Origin of the sequence: Muricomes intestini (assembly GCF_004346165.1) — a bacterium.
GTDB lineage: Bacteria > Bacillota > Clostridia > Lachnospirales > Lachnospiraceae > Muricomes > Muricomes intestini.
This window is the reverse complement of the sequence record NZ_SLZZ01000019.1, coordinates 1-17,037: the sequence shown is the minus strand read 5'-3', so window position 1 is coordinate 17,037 and position 17,037 is coordinate 1. Positions and strand designations below refer to the sequence as shown.

General features: G+C 39.2%; 16 protein-coding genes. All 16 read left to right on the top strand.

Going from position 1 to position 17,037, the window contains the following annotated elements; all coding sequences use genetic code 11:
• Positions 1-203: 203 nt before the first annotated feature.
• The gene (clpX, locus tag EDD59_RS12605; RefSeq protein ID WP_408632285.1) at positions 204-1,619 is read left to right on the top strand and encodes an ATP-dependent Clp protease ATP-binding subunit ClpX; all 1,416 of its coding nucleotides are present in this window, start codon (positions 204-206) and stop codon (positions 1,617-1,619) included.
• Between the two features lie 39 nt (positions 1,620-1,658).
• A complete protein-coding gene (locus EDD59_RS12600) occupies positions 1,659-2,201 on the top strand; it encodes a DUF3877 family protein (RefSeq protein ID WP_132382398.1) in 543 nt (180 codons plus the stop codon).
• 361 nt (positions 2,202-2,562) lie between these two features.
• Complete coding sequence (locus EDD59_RS12595; RefSeq protein ID WP_132382396.1) at positions 2,563-3,876, top strand: ABC transporter substrate-binding protein; 1,314 nt, start codon at positions 2,563-2,565, stop codon at positions 3,874-3,876.
• A gap of 98 nt (positions 3,877-3,974) precedes the next feature.
• The gene (locus EDD59_RS12590) at positions 3,975-4,874 is read left to right on the top strand and encodes a carbohydrate ABC transporter permease (RefSeq protein WP_330572112.1); all 900 of its coding nucleotides are present in this window, start codon (positions 3,975-3,977) and stop codon (positions 4,872-4,874) included.
• A gap of 2 nt (positions 4,875-4,876) precedes the next feature.
• Positions 4,877-5,713, top strand: a complete 837-nt coding sequence (locus tag EDD59_RS12585; RefSeq protein ID WP_132382394.1) for a carbohydrate ABC transporter permease — start codon at positions 4,877-4,879, stop codon at positions 5,711-5,713.
• A 29-nt stretch (positions 5,714-5,742) separates the two neighbouring features.
• Positions 5,743-6,951: an ADP-dependent glucokinase/phosphofructokinase gene (locus EDD59_RS12580; protein ID WP_132382392.1), complete on the top strand. Its 1,209-nt coding sequence runs from the start codon at positions 5,743-5,745 to the stop codon at positions 6,949-6,951.
• Between the two features lie 63 nt (positions 6,952-7,014).
• Positions 7,015-7,869, top strand: a complete 855-nt coding sequence (locus tag EDD59_RS12575; RefSeq protein WP_132382390.1) for a class II fructose-bisphosphate aldolase — start codon at positions 7,015-7,017, stop codon at positions 7,867-7,869.
• Positions 7,870-7,927: 58 nt separating this feature from the next.
• A complete protein-coding gene (locus EDD59_RS12570) occupies positions 7,928-8,761 on the top strand; it encodes a MurR/RpiR family transcriptional regulator (protein ID WP_132382388.1) in 834 nt (277 codons plus the stop codon).
• Positions 8,762-8,960: 199 nt separating this feature from the next.
• Positions 8,961-9,683 (top strand): CpsB/CapC family capsule biosynthesis tyrosine phosphatase, encoded by a 723-nt coding sequence (locus EDD59_RS12565; RefSeq protein WP_132382386.1) that lies wholly within the window; start codon positions 8,961-8,963, stop codon positions 9,681-9,683.
• 2 nt (positions 9,684-9,685) lie between these two features.
• A complete protein-coding gene (locus tag EDD59_RS12560) occupies positions 9,686-10,459 on the top strand; it encodes a YveK family protein (RefSeq protein ID WP_132382384.1) in 774 nt (257 codons plus the stop codon).
• Positions 10,460-10,476: 17 nt separating this feature from the next.
• Complete coding sequence (locus EDD59_RS12555; RefSeq protein WP_132382382.1) at positions 10,477-11,163, top strand: polysaccharide biosynthesis tyrosine autokinase; 687 nt, start codon at positions 10,477-10,479, stop codon at positions 11,161-11,163.
• A gap of 12 nt (positions 11,164-11,175) precedes the next feature.
• Positions 11,176-11,874, top strand: a complete 699-nt coding sequence (locus EDD59_RS12550; protein ID WP_165920938.1) for an immunoglobulin-like domain-containing protein — start codon at positions 11,176-11,178, stop codon at positions 11,872-11,874.
• A gap of 17 nt (positions 11,875-11,891) precedes the next feature.
• Positions 11,892-13,319, top strand: a complete 1,428-nt coding sequence (locus tag EDD59_RS12545; RefSeq protein ID WP_243117421.1) for an LCP family protein — start codon at positions 11,892-11,894, stop codon at positions 13,317-13,319.
• A 30-nt stretch (positions 13,320-13,349) separates the two neighbouring features.
• Entirely contained in the window at positions 13,350-14,570 is a 1,221-nt protein-coding gene (locus EDD59_RS12540; protein ID WP_132382378.1) for a sugar transferase, read from the top strand.
• A 288-nt stretch (positions 14,571-14,858) separates the two neighbouring features.
• Positions 14,859-16,310 carry a sugar transferase gene (locus tag EDD59_RS12535; RefSeq protein WP_132382376.1) on the top strand — a complete coding sequence of 484 codons (1,452 nt, stop codon included), beginning with the start codon at positions 14,859-14,861 and terminating at the stop codon, positions 16,308-16,310.
• 62 nt (positions 16,311-16,372) lie between these two features.
• Positions 16,373-17,037 (top strand): GDP-mannose 4,6-dehydratase (locus tag EDD59_RS12530; protein ID WP_132382374.1); only part of this gene is annotated, 665 nt, incomplete at its 3' end.

Below are 17,037 nucleotides of genomic sequence, written 5' to 3'. Positions count from 1 at the left end.
TGAACTGTTACAATATGACTAGGTTTAGAAAAAGTTCATTTGTGTCTGAATCACAACTGTACTATAATAGTCTTGTAATAGAAAGGAAGGGTACTATGTCAGATAAAGATTTTATTATAGAAGAAACCAATTATACAGAAGAATCAGATAACAAAGATGAGAAGGAACGCACAGGCGATACGGGGACGGATGACCGGGCCGACATGTGTGACGACAAGGAGGAGGTTACTGCCCAAAGCGAGGACGACAAGGATGACGATGAGTATGAAAAGTATTGTATCATCTGTCACCGGCCGGAGAGTGTTGCAGGCAAGATGGTGGATCTCCCGAATAATATGACCGTATGCTCAGACTGTATGCGGAAAAGCTTTGATGCAATGACCGACGGCTCTATCGACTATAGTAAATTAATGAATATACCGGGTGTACAGTTTTTGAATTTGTCAGATATGGAGAATGTAACCCCTAAGAGTCAGAAGATAAAGAAGAAAAAGGAAAAACCAAAAGAGTATCATACACTGAGCATTAAGGATATTCCGGCTCCCCATAAGATTAAGGCACAGTTGGATGAATATGTGGTCGGACAGGAATATGCAAAGAAAACAATGTCCGTGGCAGTATATAACCATTACAAGCGGGTTGCCACCAACATGATGGATGACATAGAGATTGAAAAGTCCAATATGTTGATGATAGGGCCTACCGGGAGCGGAAAGACCTACCTTGTAAAAACACTTGCCAGACTTCTGGATGTACCTCTGGCGATTACAGATGCCACTTCTTTGACAGAGGCAGGCTACATAGGGGACGATATTGAGAGTGTTGTATCAAAGCTGCTGGCGGCTGCGGATAATGATGTGGAGCGTGCTGAGCAGGGAATTATTTTTATTGATGAGATTGATAAAATTGCAAAGAAACGGAATTCCAGTCAGAGAGATGTCAGCGGAGAGTCCGTACAGCAGGGAATGTTAAAACTGCTGGAGGGAAGTGAAGTGGAGGTGCCCGTGGGTGCAAACAGCAAGAATGCCATGGTTCCTCTGACTACAGTGAGCACAAAGAATATTCTTTTTATCTGTGGCGGTGCATTTCCGGACTTGGAGGAGATTATCAAAGAAAGACTGTCCCGCAAGACCGCGATGGGATTCAACGCAGAACTGAAAGATAAATATGAGCATGGCAAGGACATTCTCTCTAAGGTGACCGTGGAAGATTTGAGAACCTTTGGGATGATACCGGAGTTTATCGGGCGTCTGCCCATTATCTTTACCCTCAAGGGACTGGATAAGGATATGCTGGTTAAGATACTCAAAGAGCCAAAGAATGCAATCTTAAAGCAGTATCAGAAGCTTCTTGCACTAGATGAGGTGAACCTTGAATTTGATGACGGTGCACTGGGCGCTATAGCGGAAAAGGCAATGAAAAAAAACACAGGAGCCAGAGCGCTGCGTGCAATCATAGAAGAATTCATGCTCGATATTATGTATGAGATTCCCAAGGATGACAATATCGGACAGGTTACCATTACCAGGGAATACATAGAAGGAACCGGGGGCCCTATCATTGAATTAAGAGGACAGAGAATGCCACTGTTGGGCCAGAACGGGGCGGCAGGTATTTGAGTTAAGCCGTCTGTCTTAGTTTGTAGGGGGAAAATCATAATGCAGGAATTGGATTTTGAGTCCTTGGAAAAGAACCTGATAGATGTTATTGCAGAATCACATATTAAACTTGGATATACAAAAAGCCCCATGGGATTTTATTATCCCCTGGAGTCACTGAACAGCCTGCTGGGGACGGAATTATCCGTTTCTGAGATGGAAGAGGTACTGGAGATGTTCCGCAAGTTCGCCAAAGACACGTTGGGAAAGGTGTCCTGTTCTCACAATCATACGCGTTTTTGCATTCTGATACCCGCAGAAGGTATGGAATATGTACACAATACAGTGAAGGATACGGGGTTTTTAAAGGAATTTATTGAGAAAGTTCAGTATGGTAATTGCGATATTGAGGACATTAAAGAAGTATTCTCCAGATATTCTGGGAATGTGAGGTGTGAAGAGATACACAATGGAGAGTTCGATTACTTATTGTATTTCGAAGAAGGGATTCCGGATAACTACCGGTACTGCATCAAACTTGAAGGTGGGCATATCACTTATCATCGCTTTATGCAGAAAGATTATGAGGCACTGGGGTTTTAGTAATACAAAAACAGATTCAGACAGAAAAGTTCTTATTGAATTAGTGGATAAATTTATTATGGTAAGAAAATAAAATTGTAAAACAATTCTGAAAATGGAGTGCAAAAGGGACTGACCCTTTTAGCAATTTAGCAGGTTCTTCGGAACCTGCTTTTCTGTTGGGGAAAATGTAAAAAAAGAAAATATTTAAAGGTATAAAATGCGAAATAAAATCATACATATTGAACAGATTATGAAATAAAATTTATAAATAATGATGAAATGAAATTTAATTATATCGAAATATCAATATTTTATTTTACGAAGGACATTATGAAGCTACAAAATTGCATAAAAGCCAAAAAAGAAAAGGAGGGTAACTATGAAAAGGGAAACGTTTGTGAAAAAAAGCCTGTCCGTAGTTTTGACGGGAGCTATGGTGCTGGGACTTGTTGCTTGCGGCGGGGGATCTGGAGGCGAAACCAAGGATGATTCTGGCAGTAAAAGTGTAGCACTTAAATGGCAGCAGTGGTGGGCTGTAGAATGTCCGGAAGGTTATGTACAGAATATTGTAGATAAGTATGAGGAAAAAACCGGTGTAAAAATTGAATTATTAAGTGCACCTTTTGCTGATACGAAAACACAGATTACTTCTGGTGCAAGTACGGGAACAGTAGCGGATATTGTCGGCGTTGACAGCAGCTGGGTATATGATTTTGCAAAGCAGGGAATTTTAACAAACCAGAGTAAATTGATGGATGATGATGGATTCAATCAGGAAATCGTTGACAGTGAGTGGCAAGTCGATAGTTCAACATATGCGGTTCCGGTTGTCAACTTTGCCTACCCGATGTATGCAAATCAAGACATCTTAGATAAAGCCGGAGTTACAGAATTACCGAATACCTGGTCTGAATTTGAAAATGCCTGTCAAAAAATTAAGGATGCCGGTTATTATCCATTTGCATTAAATCTTGATACCACATCTCCATCAGGAATTCAGAATTCTTACATGGGTTTCGCGTGGGCATCCGGTATAAAGATGAAGGACGATGCAGGAAATTGCAAATTAACGGGTAACGAAGAGCTGAAAGAATTTGCAGAATTTATGAAGGGATTATATGACAAAGGATATATTTATCCCGGTATGAGCGCATTAACAGAAGCAGATATGTCTTCTAAATTTTGCAGTGGTGAAATTGCATTCCACATTAATTCAGCGGCCCTGCTAACCTCTTATCGTAAAGAAGCTCCAGATATGCATATTACAGCTGCTCCGATTCCTATAAAGGATGATTATACAGGAAAAAGAGGGATGTGTGTTGCAAGCTGGGCGCTTGGTGTGACTGAAAAGAGTGAAAATAAAGCAGAAGCCATGAAATTCATAGAATATCTTCTAAGCGGACTAGAGGGCAGGGAGGGTTCTATTTGTGCGGATTTAGCGATGACGCAGTCGGCCTTTCCAAATAGTACTTTAGCTGAACCGGATTATAGTAATGCAGATGAAGTATTTCAGGATATTTATGATATGTATCAGAAAGGTTATCCAATTAATGAGTTTACAGGTATGAAAGAGGCAAACACGATTATGACAGATTATATTAACGAGTTAGTTCCATATATGGATGGTGAGCAGGACACCACCGCTTTCTTAGAAAATGTACAGAAAAGCATAGATGATATATATGATAATTAAATCAGACGAGAATTCTGGAATCTAATTATAGCGCAATGAAAATAGAGTCATAGTTCTTGTGGCTCCATTTTCTTTTGAAGAAACTGGAGTGAGATAAAATGATGAAAAATAGAAGCAAATCAAAATTGAGAAGGAAGATTACACCTTACTTATATCTGTCTCCAACAATCATTCTTATGCTTGTTTTAATGGTTGTTCCCATTTATCTGATTATAAAATATTCTTTCCAAAATAATGCAATTGTGGTGGCTGATCCTGAGTTTGTGTGGCTTGATAATTATAAGAAAATTCTATCAGACAGTGAATTTTGGGGTGCTGTTAAAACCACATTTGTATTTGTGACTGTTAGTGTTGCTGCCCACATTATTCTGGGAATGTGCTTTGCATTGCTTTTGAATACAAAATATTTTAAGACAAGAACAAAAACAATTGCTAGGGTAATCTATGTTCTTCCATGGGTGTTTACAGCTTCAGTAATTGCTATTTTGTGGAAAATGATGCTCCAACCGGCAGGAATTGTAGACTATATACTTTCAATTTTTAATTTAGCGGCTAAAGATACGGAATGGTTAAGTAATAAGGATGTCGCACTGGCAACTATCACACTTGTGAATATCTGGTGTGGTTACCCATTTTATATGATAAGTATTTTGGCAGGCTTACAGGGAATTCCGGAAGATTTATATGAAAGCTCTGCACTTGATGGCGCAACAAAATGGAAATCTTTTTTACATATTATAATTCCTCAATTAAAACCCATCCTAATTAGTATTGCAATGCTCGATTTTGTATGGACGCTGCAGTCTTTTGCTCTCATTTGGATGATGACCGGGGGCGGACCAGTTAATTCAACGCAGACATTAAGTATTTATATTTACAAATTAGCATTTAACAGTAGTCAATATGGACTTGCATCTGCGGTGGCTGTAATTCTACTGCTATTGTGTGTGATTGTGGCAATTTTCTATGTCAAACAGCAAAAGAAGGTGAGGGAATAAGCATGGTAGGAGGTTACAAAAGGCCAACAAAGGTAATATTAAGCATCCTATTAATTTTAGGTGGGCTATTTGCAGGCTTTCCAGTTTTATGGATGCTTGTGTCCTCACTTAAATCTAATACTGAAATTTTTTCATGGCCGCCGAAGTTTATTGACAAATCATTTAGCATGCGCTCATATATTGAGATTTTGACTGATTCAGAAAAAGTCAGGTACTTTTTGAATAGCTATTTTGTTTCCGCATGTGTGGTAATTCTGACATTGGTAATCGGAATTATGGCCGCCTATGCGTTTAGTAGATTTGATTTTCCATTAAAAGGAGTAATTAATACAATTATAGTCAGCGTACAGGCAGTGCCAGCTATTGTATTATTAATTCCATATTTAAGTTTAATTGTAACAATGAAATTATTTAACACTTACTGGGCCCTGATATTAACCTATCTGGTGTTCACACTGCCATATTGTATTCTCATGATTACCGGCTATTTTAATACACTTTCTACAGATTTAGACGAAGCTGTTATGATGGATGGCGGATCGAGAATGAAAGCACTTTGGAGGATATTGGTTCCTATTTCAGTACCGGGCCTTGTTTCTGTTGGAATGTACACATTTATGCAGGCGTGGAATGAATACTTATTTGCACTGGCATTAACACAGACAGCAAATATGCGAACAATTCCAGTAGGAATTAATATGCTTATGGGCCAGCACACGTATGATTGGAGTCAGATGATGGCAATGAGCTTTTTGGGATCTATTCCTGTATTATTATTGTTTATATTTTTTCAGAAATACTTCATTGCAGGGATGTCATCTGGAGCTATAAAGGGATAATCTGAAAAATCAGAAAGGAACGAGATACTATGGGTGAAAAAATAGCATTAGGTTTTCACACCTGCATTGATTTTGAAACAGCCTGGAGTACTGAGACAGTGGAGAAAATGATCTGTGAATTTGATGTCCACGAAAATGACATAGCTGCAGGCGATATTCAAATTGCTTCTGAACGTGCTCTGCTTATATCAAGCCTCTGGCACATGAAACATGGAATGGGGTGTGAATTAATACCTGATACGAACCAGATTTGTTTGGATTTTGCAAATCGATTTCAATATCGCGTTACAATCGGCGGTACGGCAACACGTGCTGCAATAGCAATTAGTAAGCTTGGATACGAGAGTACTATACAGTTAAGCAGTTTTAACAGGTACATGAAGGAACTTTTGCCTGAGGAGATTCACTATATGATTGGGGTAAAACATGAGAGTAAGGAAATCTATCCCCATGTTATTTTGTCTTATCAGGCAGGGATAAGAATTAAGGCAAATGATATTGATTTTGTTACTCCAAGGGAAAACAGAGTAATGTTCTCCAGGGATATTGAAAGTCTTCATTTAGTGGTGTCGCCTGAGTATGCTCCGTATATACAGGATGCGGAAGTTTTTCTCCTTTCGTGTTTTAGTGAAATTTTGGAAAAAGAAGTGATTGAGGATCGCATGATGCACACCAGGAACTTGCTAAAATCACTGCCCCAAAAGGCTATCGTCGTGATGGAAGATGGGTGTTATATACGCAAGGATTTCCGCATCTTTGTTCACCAGGCACTGCGTCAAGTAATAGATGTTCTCAGCATGAATGAGGAGGAACTACAAGAATATGTTGATCATAGAATTAATATTTTAAATGAGAATGAAGTATTGTCGTCAGTCGAGCTGGTATATGCGAAGGTGAAAATTCCAATCCTTCTTATTCATTCTGCTTCGTGGGCTTTAGCTTACGGAAAAGATGCAAAAAAATACAAACGGGCTTTAAAAGGCGGTATTACAATGGCTTCAACTCGTTTTTGGTATGGCGATGAATTTGGTAAAAAGGAATATGAAGAAGCAGAAAATCTCCCTGATAAGAAAGAGAGCAAGGAATTTTGCAAAAAAATTGAAGCAAAAGCCGGAGATGTAATTTGCTGCCTCCCTGCCAAGGATTTAACTTTTGTTGAGAATCCGACAGTTGTTGGCTTGGGTGATTTTTTTGCAGGAGGACTTCTTGCTCAGCTTACTGTAGAACGCCGATTATAAGACTTTTACTTGAAAGGGTAACAATCAACTTTATAATTATTTTCATAGAAAGAAGGACGCATTATGTACGAGAAGGCAGAAAATATTTTAAAAATGGCAGAGGAGAGCAACACAGCAGTTATTTCATTTATTTGTATGGACCACACTATGGCAACAGCTGTAGTTTGTGCTGCAGAAGCAGCCAATACACCTGCATTGGTTATGCTTTATCCAGAGCATGTAACGAATCAGAAAACATGTAATTTTAGTGGGTATGCCGCCGCGGTTAAAGAAATGGCAGAAGAAGTGAAAGTCCCAATAGGTCTTCATGCTGACCACGATTATGCGTATGATTCAATTATTAATACAATTAGTAAAGGCTTTCGCTCAGTAATGATGGATGGATCTATGAATGATCTAAATACTAATATTACCATTACAAAGAAGGTTGTTGATAAAGCTCATTCGCTGGGAGCGGTTGTGGAAGGGGAAATAGGACACGTGGGTATTGCTGCAAAATCCGATAATCATAATGAAGATTTATATACAAAGGCAGATGCGGCCGAAAAGTTCTGCCGGGAAGCAGAAGTAGATTCTTTAGCAGTTTCAATTGGGAATGCACATGGAGAATATAAAGATACACCACATCTGGATATTAAAAGATTAGAAGAAATTCATGCGGCTGTTTCTGTACCACTTGTACTTCATGGGGGAAGCGGTATTCCCGATGACCAGCTGTTGGATGCATTTTCAAAGGGAATTCGTAAGTTTAATCTGGGAACTGAATTTCTGGGAAAATATTACGATGCTGCTGCAGAATTTGTAAAAGAAAATGAAAGTAATGCAGATCCTGTTAAAATTATTAATATGTCAGAATATGTGAGGGGACGTCTTGTTCCCTACTTGGAGAATAGGATGAAAACATTGTGCAGATTTTGAGTTATACCCTGAAGCGTATATAGTCCGGAAGAATTTCTCAAGATATGAGAGGTGAAACATGAGTGAAAAAAGTGTAATAGATAATATTCAGAAAAGCCAAAGTATTTTTTCCCCCACTGAACGAAAGGTGGCAGAATATGTACTGAGATATCCTAACCAGGTAACAGAATATACAGTCAAAGAATTGTCAATAGCGAGCGGAGTAAGTGAGGCCACTGTTGTGCGGATGTGTCAGCACGCAGGCTATACAGGATACTGGCCATTTAGGACGATGTTGGCCCGTGATATGGGAATGATGGAAAGAACAAGAAATATAGAGCAGGATAAAGAAAATATAGCGGATGATATCTTTCAGAAATATAGTAGTATTATACAAAACATTAGCAATAACTTAGATACCACGACATTAAGTGAATCTGCCCGGCTTATTGATAATTGCAATGAAATTCATGTGATAGCAGCAGGAGACACAGGTACTTTAGCCAGGCACATGGGGTTTTGTCTGGGCAGAATTGGCATTCGGGCAACTTATAGCGGCCTGGCGGATTACTATTTAAATACTATAAATTTAGCAGATAAGAATGACGTAGTATGTGCAATATCTAAATCAGGGGTTACAAAAGCGGTTATCCAGGGAGCAGAGCTAGCCCGGGAAAAAGGGTTAAAAGTCATCGCAATTACTGAATATAATAATTCAAGATTAGCAGAGCTGGCAGACTACGTTCTTCTTTCGAAAGGAGATTCCTTACGGTTCGATTATTACAAAAATTATAATCATTTGAGTGAAACAGTAGTTATTGAGGCACTTCTTGAATTAGTAAAAAATGTTGATAAAATCGTAGAAAAAAAGGCTGATCAGTTAGAATTTATGCTATCGGAGGCAAAATTATAATTTCTCGGATATCCTCTTTTTTGGCGAATATTGGTGAATTGTGGCAATATTTATGCTCATATTTGTTGACATGACGGCTAAACAACGATAAACTAAACTTATATGAAATGTTAGGGCTTATTTTCAATGTGATTTTTCAAGAGTGAATATATCGCAAAGATTGGATTTTAAAATATTAGAGTATTAGAGGACTAGCCAAATGGAAAGATATATTGACATGCATTGCCATATACTTCCCGAAGTGGATGACGGTGCTGCGAGTATCAGTGAAACACAAAAGATGTTACAGATTGCCTATGAAGAAGGAATACGCTGTATCATTGCCACACCCCATTATCACCCCCGCAGAGGACATGAACATCCTGCTGTACTGAGAAAGAAGTTGTCTGAGGTGCGAAAGCTTGCACGGCAGATAGATGAAAAGTTCCGCATCTACTTGGGTACGGAGATCTATTTCGGACAGGATATCATGGATAAGCTGCGCCAGGGTGATATTTTGACGCTTAACAGACGCGATTACGTACTTGTTGAGTTCTCACCGTCAGAAAGCTTTAACTACATACAGCAAAGCCTGCAGCAAATACAGATGGCAGGATATCAGGTGATTTTAGCTCATGCTGAGAGATATACCTGTTTAAGAGATGATATCGAAGCAGCAGAACATATCTGGGACATGGGAATCAATATCCAGATTAATGCAGGAAGCATAATCGGAGAGAGCGGGGGTAAGGTCAAACGATTTGTAAAAGAACTGATGGAGCGGGATATGGTATTTGGAGTAGGAACCGATGCCCACAGCGCTGACAAACGTGCTCCACGGATGAAAAAGGCGGCAGCCTATGTAAAGAGAAAATACGGAGAAGACTATATGAGGGGGATATTCTTCAGCAACGCTGCAACCTTGCTGAGGAAGAGGAAATAATAATGAGCCAGAATACAACAATGAATCCTGAAATCGACAATGATGAGATAACCATAGACCTGACTGAGTTATTTATGATCTTATGGAGACGACTGCATTTGATAATATTGGCAGGGATTGCTATGGCGATGGTTGCGTTTATCGGGACAAAGCTGTTTATCACGCCAATGTATACCTCGGTAACCAAGGTGTATGTACTATCGAAAGAGGAAGGAAGTACAAGTCTTACATACAGTGATGTCCAGACAGGAACATCACTGACGAAGGACTATATGGAGCTGGTCAAAAGCCGGCCGGTGCTGGAACAGGTTATTGCGATACTGAATCTGGATATGAAAGCAGAGGACCTGGCAGGCACGATTACAGTAGATACCCCACAGGATACACGTATCTTAAGGATATCTGTGGAAAATGAAGATCCCAAGAAGGCTAAGGAGATTGCCGATGCAATCAGAGAGGCCGTCAGCATACAGATTAAGGAAATTATGAATGCGGATTCCGTAAATATTGTAGAAGAAGGAAACCTTCCCACAGATCCTTCATCTCCCAGCACCTTGAAGAATATGATGATTGGAGGGATACTGGGAGTTATTTTGGCAATTGGAATAATCGTGCTTATTTATATATTGGATGATACAATCAAAACACCGGATGACGTAGAACATTACCTTGGATTGAATGTACTGACATCCATCCCAATTCAGGAGGGAATGAAAAAGTCTAAGAAGACCAAAGGATTGTCAACCAGACAGTACACGAAGAATATGAAGAGGTAGAGGGAGGGGAGCTTAAAATGCAGGAAATTGTTTTAAAGGGATTAAAAAAGGACCATAGGAGCAACGAAGCCTATAAAACCTTACGTACTAATATTGAATTTTCCGGGGCGGATAATAAGGCAATTGTGCTTACGAGCTGCACCCCAAATGAGGGCAAAAGTACAGTTTCACTGGCACTGGCAGCTTCTCTGGCAGAGGCCGGGAAAAAGGTCCTGTTTGTAGATGCCGATTTGAGAAAGTCTATATTAGCCGGACGCCACAAAGTCACAGGGGCAATCAAAGGACTGTCTCACTTTCTGGCAGGACAGGCCAAGGTCGGCGAGATTATGTACCAGACACAGGAACCGGGACTGGTTGTGATCTTTGCAGGGGTTGTTCCGCCAAATCCGGCAGAACTTCTGGGACAGCACATATTTGAATCCCTGATAGAAAGTGCAAGGAAAGTTTACGATTACATCATTATAGACGCACCTCCCCTTGGAAGCGTTATTGACAGCGCAATTATAGCAAAACAGTGCGATGCTGCTGTTCTAGTAATCGCAGCAAATACAATCAGCTATAAGTTTGCAAAAGCAGTAAAGGAACAGTTGGAGAAATCAGAGTGTCCAATTCTTGGAGTGGTGCTGAATAAGGTCGACATGAAACAAAATAAGTACTACGGCAAATACTATGGAAAATACTATGGAGAATATGGAAAAAGTTAGGAGATGCAAGAGATGAAACAGCGGTTACTTACAGTTATGTTACTGATGGGCTGTGCCATTTTGGGTGTCATTGGATTTTTTCTGTATGTCGGACAGGATAAACAGGCCCCTAAAATCAGTGTCAAGAAAATGGATATTACATATCGCGAAGGTGACAACTATAACGTCTTACTGGAGGGAGTAAAAGCAGAGGACAACAGGGACGGTGACTTAAGCAGCAAGGTCTTTGTGGACAGGATTATTCCCACAGAGGATGGAAAAGCAGTTATAAGTTATGGGGTTATCGACGACAGCAAAAACGTAGGAACCGCCACCCGGATTGTTACATATATAGCAGATGCTCAGAAAGAGTCAAATCAGGATGCAGATGCCTGGGAGCAGGAAGACACAGGCGAAGGTACAGAGGGGGCAGAGAATAAAGCAAAGGAAACTGATCAGGCTGCAGAAAAAATGGAACAGGCTAATGTGGTCCCTGACATTGTATTGAGCACTGGACAGGCAGTCATTCCAGCAGGGAGTGAATTTGATCCTTTAAGCGTTGTGGCGGGTGTTTCGGACGAAACAGATGACCCCAATGCATTACTACAGCAAGTTACTGTAGAGGGCGACTATGATATTTACACTCCCGGCGATTATCAGCTGAATTATTACGTGACAGACAGTGACAAAAATACATCAGAGGTAAGGTCATTTATTCTGACTGTACAATAAGAGGGGGACATACTTATATGGGAAAAAGAGGAAAAACCCTTCATATGGGCGGAAAACTACTGACTTTACTGCAGCTAATCCTTTCGGCGGGGTTATTGATAGTGATCTGGAATAGCAGTGTGCTCCCAATGAAGTACATAATTGCGGCGGGTGTCATGATGCTGGCATTATTTGGAGTTACTTTTGGACTTCAGTTTCTGAGGAATAAAATATATATTACCGGCATTGTCTTAAGCGTTCTTATCAGTATTCTGCTCAGCATAGGAATTGTTTACATGCTTAAGGCTGATAAGCTAATGAAGGATGTGGGAGGCGCTACCTATAAAACAGACAATATGATTGTCGTGGTGAAAAACGACAGCCCTGCCTCAAATTTGTTGGATGCCAAGGGCTACCGGTTTGGGATGCAGACAGCTGTGGATCAGGAAAATAACCGACTGATGAAAGAGGATATAGAAAAAGCTCTGGGCGGTGAGATAAAGATAGAAGAATATGCAACACTGGCCGATGAGGCGGAGGCCCTTCTCAAAGGAAGAATTGAAGCGGCCATCTATAATGAAGCATTTGCTGGGATTATTGACGATGCTGTGGAAGGGTATTCCGATCAGGTGAGAATATTGTATCAATATGGGATTGATACAGAGATTGAGCAGGAAGAGACAAATATCGAAAAACCGTTTCATGTGTATATCAGTGGAATTGATGTAGACGGTCCTATTACGACGAACAGCAGAAGTGATGTAAACATTATCATGACCGTAAATCCCAATACAAGGAAAATTCTGCTTACAACAACACCGCGGGATTACTATGTGCCGCTTCCGGGAGTCTCTGGAGAACAGAAGGACAAGCTGACCCATGCAGGCATTTATGGGGTAGATGTTTCCATGAAAACCTTGGAGGGTATTTATGGAATAGATATCTCATATTACGCAAGAGTAAACTTCACTTCTCTGATAAATATTGTGGATGCCCTGGGCGGAGTCGATGTGAATTCAGAATATACCTTCACAACAGCACACGGCGGATATGAAATACAAAAAGGTATGAACCACATGGACGGAGCAACAGCTCTTGGATTCTCAAGAGAAAGATACAGCTTTGAGGCAGGAGATAACCAACGGGGAAAAAATCAGGAAGCTGTACTTACAGCAATTTTAAATAAAGCTATGTCACCGGCGATTCTGACAAATGCAAATCAGGTTATAGCAAATGTCAGCGACAGTGTAGAGACAAACATGACCCAGGAGGAAATGGCAAAATTCATCAATTTACAGCTTTCTGACAGCTCAGCCTGGTCAATCGAATCAGCAGCGGTTACAGGAACCGGGGATAACCAGGCGTGCTTTTCGTCCGGGGATGAAATCTTGTATGTGATGAATCCAAACGATGAATCTATACAAGGTGTATCGCAAAAGATGGAGCAGATATTGGAGGCAAAATAATATCTGAAAGTCTTCGGGGAGGGAAAAATCATGTATCAGGATATTATAAAGGGCTGGGTGAAACATTTAGACTTTATGATATTGGATGTTGTAAGTTTGGAGACAGCATTTTTCGTTTCATACTTCATAAGGAACAAAAGCCTGGAAAATGGTTTTTCGGAGCATTATCAAAATATGATTTGGACAATCATTTTGCTGAGTATTATGGCCGCCTTTTTTCTGAGCAGCTATAGAGGAATTATACAGCGGGGATATATGAAAGAAATAAAGCAAACCCTCTCTCACTGTGGATTCATAAGTTTAGGGTTAATTGTATGGATGTTTGTATTTAAAGAATCCAGTTCATACTCCCGAATTATCGTGGCAGCTATGTATCCGGCCAGTGTCTTTATCACGCTGGCGGCCCGCTTGCTTTGGAAGCGGGTTATTCGCATACGGATACGCAGCAGAAAGAAAATGCGGAAGGTTCTGATCATATCAACAGAAGGCCGGATAGAAGATGCTATTGAGGGGCTGCTGCAGCCATACAGAAATTATCAGCTAAGTGCCTGTGCACTGTATGATACCTCCGACAAAGTAGGTACAGAAATAAACTATGTACCGGTTGTGGCTGACAAAGATCATATGATTGAGTATATCCAGGAAAACATTGTGGATGAGGTATTCATTGATCTGCCGGGATATGAAAAAGAAGCAGAAAGACTTATGGGAATCTTTGTGAGTATGGGTCTGGTGGCACATATAAATCTCGCCAGGTTTACGCCAAACGTAGAGAATAAAATGATAAACCAGTTTGCGGGCTTTATGGTTCTTTCCTCCGGAATAAAATTTGCTTCCTCACAGCAGCTGTTTTTCAAGCGGCTCATTGATATTTTTGGAGCTGTAGTAGGCCTGCTGGCAACAGGTATTGTTTTTATTATATTTGCCCCAATTATAAAAAAACAGTCTCCCGGACCTGTGTTCTTTTCTCAGGAGCGTGTGGGGCGAAACGGGCGCCGTTTCAAAATATATAAGTTTCGTACCATGTACCCTGATGCAGAAGACAGGAAGAAAGAATTGATGGTACAGAACAAGATGAACGGATTTATGTTCAAGATGGATAATGATCCCAGGATTATACCTATAGGACATTTTCTGAGGAAGAGCAGCATTGATGAATTCCCACAGTTCTGGAATGTGCTGAAGGGGGAACGTAGTATAATCGAGACAACCAAGAAAAACCTTTGTTTTGCAAGGATTGTGCCGGCCTGAGTCATCCATCCGTTTTGTGTTGAACACGTTTGGATGAAGTAGATAAAGCAATCCTAGGAGATGAAGAGTAGGCTTCTTGATTGCTCGATTTTGACCCAAACGAAATGAGCGCTAAAAATATAAGGAGAGATGACTTAGCCTGTAATGAAAGGTTACAGGCTATTAGTCGTGTCACAAACTATTGATAACAGAAAATTATTTCAGCTTTATGTAAGTTGGATTAATATAAAATACTTCATTTAAAATCCTTCTCGAACATATTTTCGGGGGGGGTGAGGAGAGAGTGATATGTATAAAAAAAGTTCCAGTGGCTGGTTTAAGCATTATGATTTTATTATTTTGGACTTGATATGTGTTCAAGTCGCATTTCTTTTGTCCTTTGTTTTGAGACACGGGATGACAAATCCGTATATAATCCCTATTTATAGAAATATGGCTATTTTTGTAGAACTAGCAGATGTACTTGTTCTTTTCTTTTTTGAAACTGTAAGAAATGTTTTAAAAAGAGGTTGGTACAAAGAATTTGCAATAACCATAAAGCATGTAATTTTGGTTGAACTTTTTTCAGTATTGTATCTGTTTACAGTACAAGAAGGAGAGGAATATTCTCGAACAGCTTTATATTTGATGGGCGTACTGTATGTAATTATTGCATACATTGTTAGGGTTGTATGGAAAAAGTTGATACAGAGGAAAATGATATTAGGAGGAGATAAATCTTTAATAATTATTACTACACAAAACATTGCCTCTGCAGTGATTAAAAAAATTAAGAATAATAATTTTGAACTATTTAATATCGCAGGAATTGTGATTGTGGATCAGGATATGCAGGGCGATAACATTGACGGAATTCCAGTCGTTGCAAATGAAAATAATGCAGCAACCTATGTCTGTAGGGAGTGGGTTGATGAAGTTTTTATTAATGTTGATTCAAATTATCCATATCCACAAGATTTAATAGATCAGATCGTGGAAACTGGTGTCACTGTTCATCTAAATTTAGCTAAGGTTTCAGAAAATCTTGGAAGTAAGCAGTTTGTTGAAAAAATAGGTGGATATACAGTTCTTACAGCTAGTATGAACTATGCTACTTCTAAGCAATTGGTTGAAAAAAGATTACTAGATATAATTGGTGGATTATTTGGTTGCTTATTAACAGGGATCATATTTATTTTTGTAGCACCGGCTATATATATAAATTCACCGGGACCAATTTTCTTTTCACAAATCCGTGTTGGGAAAAATGGAAAGAAATTTAAAATGTATAAGTTTCGTAGTATGTACATGGATGCTGAAGAACGAAAAAAAGATTTGATGAAGGAGAATCGTATCAAAGATGGAAAGATGTTTAAAGTAGACTTTGACACAAGAGTAATTGGAAATAAAAAATTATCTAATGGTGAGAAGAAAACAGGAATTGGTGATTTTATAAGAAGAACTTCACTAGATGAATTTCCCCAATTCTTCAATGTTTTAAAAGGCGATATGTCGCTTGTTGGTACAAGACCGCCCACTTTGGACGAGTGGTCTTCCTACGATTTGCATCATAGAGCTCGTTTGTCTATAAGACCAGGCATTACTGGTTTATGGCAAATAAGTGGTCGAAGTGAAATAACAGACTTTGAGGAAGTGGTTAAATTGGATACAAAATACATATCTGAATGGAACATGGGATTAGATTTGCGTATATTGTGGAAAACATTTTTCTCGGTATTAAAACAAGAGGGTTCTATGTAAATTATTAATTATTAAAAAATACATATTTTGAAATAGCAATAGGCGAAAGAAGGAAATTGATAATGAGAAAAGTGGAATTTAAAGGAAAAACAATTTTGGTAACAGGTGTTGCTGGATTTATAGGTTCGAATTTAGCTGAAAGGCTTCTTGCTGAAGAACCAACAATAAAAGTAGTTGGTATAGATAATATGAACGATTATTATGATGTTGAAATCAAGAAATCAAGATTAGACAAATTATTACATCAGCATAATTTTATATTTATTCAAGGTTCAATTGCCGATAAATCATTAATAGAAAAACTTTTTGCAGAATATCAGCCGGAACTTGTTGTTAATTTAGCGGCTCAAGCGGGTGTGAGATATTCTATTACAAATCCAGATGCTTATATTGAGTCTAATTTAATAGGATTTTATAATATACTTGAAGCATGTCGTCATTCTTATGATAATGGAAACAGTGGCGTTGAGCATCTTGTTTATGCTTCTTCATCTAGTGTATATGGTTCAAATAAGAAGGTTCCATACAGCACTGATGATAAAGTCGATAATCCAGTTTCTTTATATGCTGCGACGAAAAAAAGTAATGAGTTAATGGCGCATGCATATTCAAAACTTTACAATATACCATCATGTAAACGGCAAGTACTTTCCAGCAAAAAGTGGAAATTATTTTCCAGCGTTTTTTGGCAAATAAAATCCAGCACTTTTGCTTATAGCACTCCGTG

Coding starts and splice junctions, on each gene's coding strand:
- clpX (WP_408632285.1), top strand. CDS start 204: ATGTGTGACGACAAGGAGGAGGTTACTGCCCAAAGCGAGGACGACAAG.
- EDD59_RS12600 (WP_132382398.1), top strand. CDS start 1,659: ATGCAGGAATTGGATTTTGAGTCCTTGGAAAAGAACCTGATAGATGTT.
- EDD59_RS12595 (WP_132382396.1), top strand. CDS start 2,563: ATGAAAAGGGAAACGTTTGTGAAAAAAAGCCTGTCCGTAGTTTTGACG.
- EDD59_RS12590 (WP_330572112.1), top strand. CDS start 3,975: ATGATGAAAAATAGAAGCAAATCAAAATTGAGAAGGAAGATTACACCT.
- EDD59_RS12585 (WP_132382394.1), top strand. CDS start 4,877: ATGGTAGGAGGTTACAAAAGGCCAACAAAGGTAATATTAAGCATCCTA.
- EDD59_RS12580 (WP_132382392.1), top strand. CDS start 5,743: ATGGGTGAAAAAATAGCATTAGGTTTTCACACCTGCATTGATTTTGAA.
- EDD59_RS12575 (WP_132382390.1), top strand. CDS start 7,015: ATGTACGAGAAGGCAGAAAATATTTTAAAAATGGCAGAGGAGAGCAAC.
- EDD59_RS12570 (WP_132382388.1), top strand. CDS start 7,928: ATGAGTGAAAAAAGTGTAATAGATAATATTCAGAAAAGCCAAAGTATT.
- EDD59_RS12565 (WP_132382386.1), top strand. CDS start 8,961: ATGGAAAGATATATTGACATGCATTGCCATATACTTCCCGAAGTGGAT.
- EDD59_RS12560 (WP_132382384.1), top strand. CDS start 9,686: ATGAGCCAGAATACAACAATGAATCCTGAAATCGACAATGATGAGATA.
- EDD59_RS12555 (WP_132382382.1), top strand. CDS start 10,477: ATGCAGGAAATTGTTTTAAAGGGATTAAAAAAGGACCATAGGAGCAAC.
- EDD59_RS12550 (WP_165920938.1), top strand. CDS start 11,176: ATGAAACAGCGGTTACTTACAGTTATGTTACTGATGGGCTGTGCCATT.
- EDD59_RS12545 (WP_243117421.1), top strand. CDS start 11,892: ATGGGAAAAAGAGGAAAAACCCTTCATATGGGCGGAAAACTACTGACT.
- EDD59_RS12540 (WP_132382378.1), top strand. CDS start 13,350: ATGTATCAGGATATTATAAAGGGCTGGGTGAAACATTTAGACTTTATG.
- EDD59_RS12535 (WP_132382376.1), top strand. CDS start 14,859: ATGTATAAAAAAAGTTCCAGTGGCTGGTTTAAGCATTATGATTTTATT.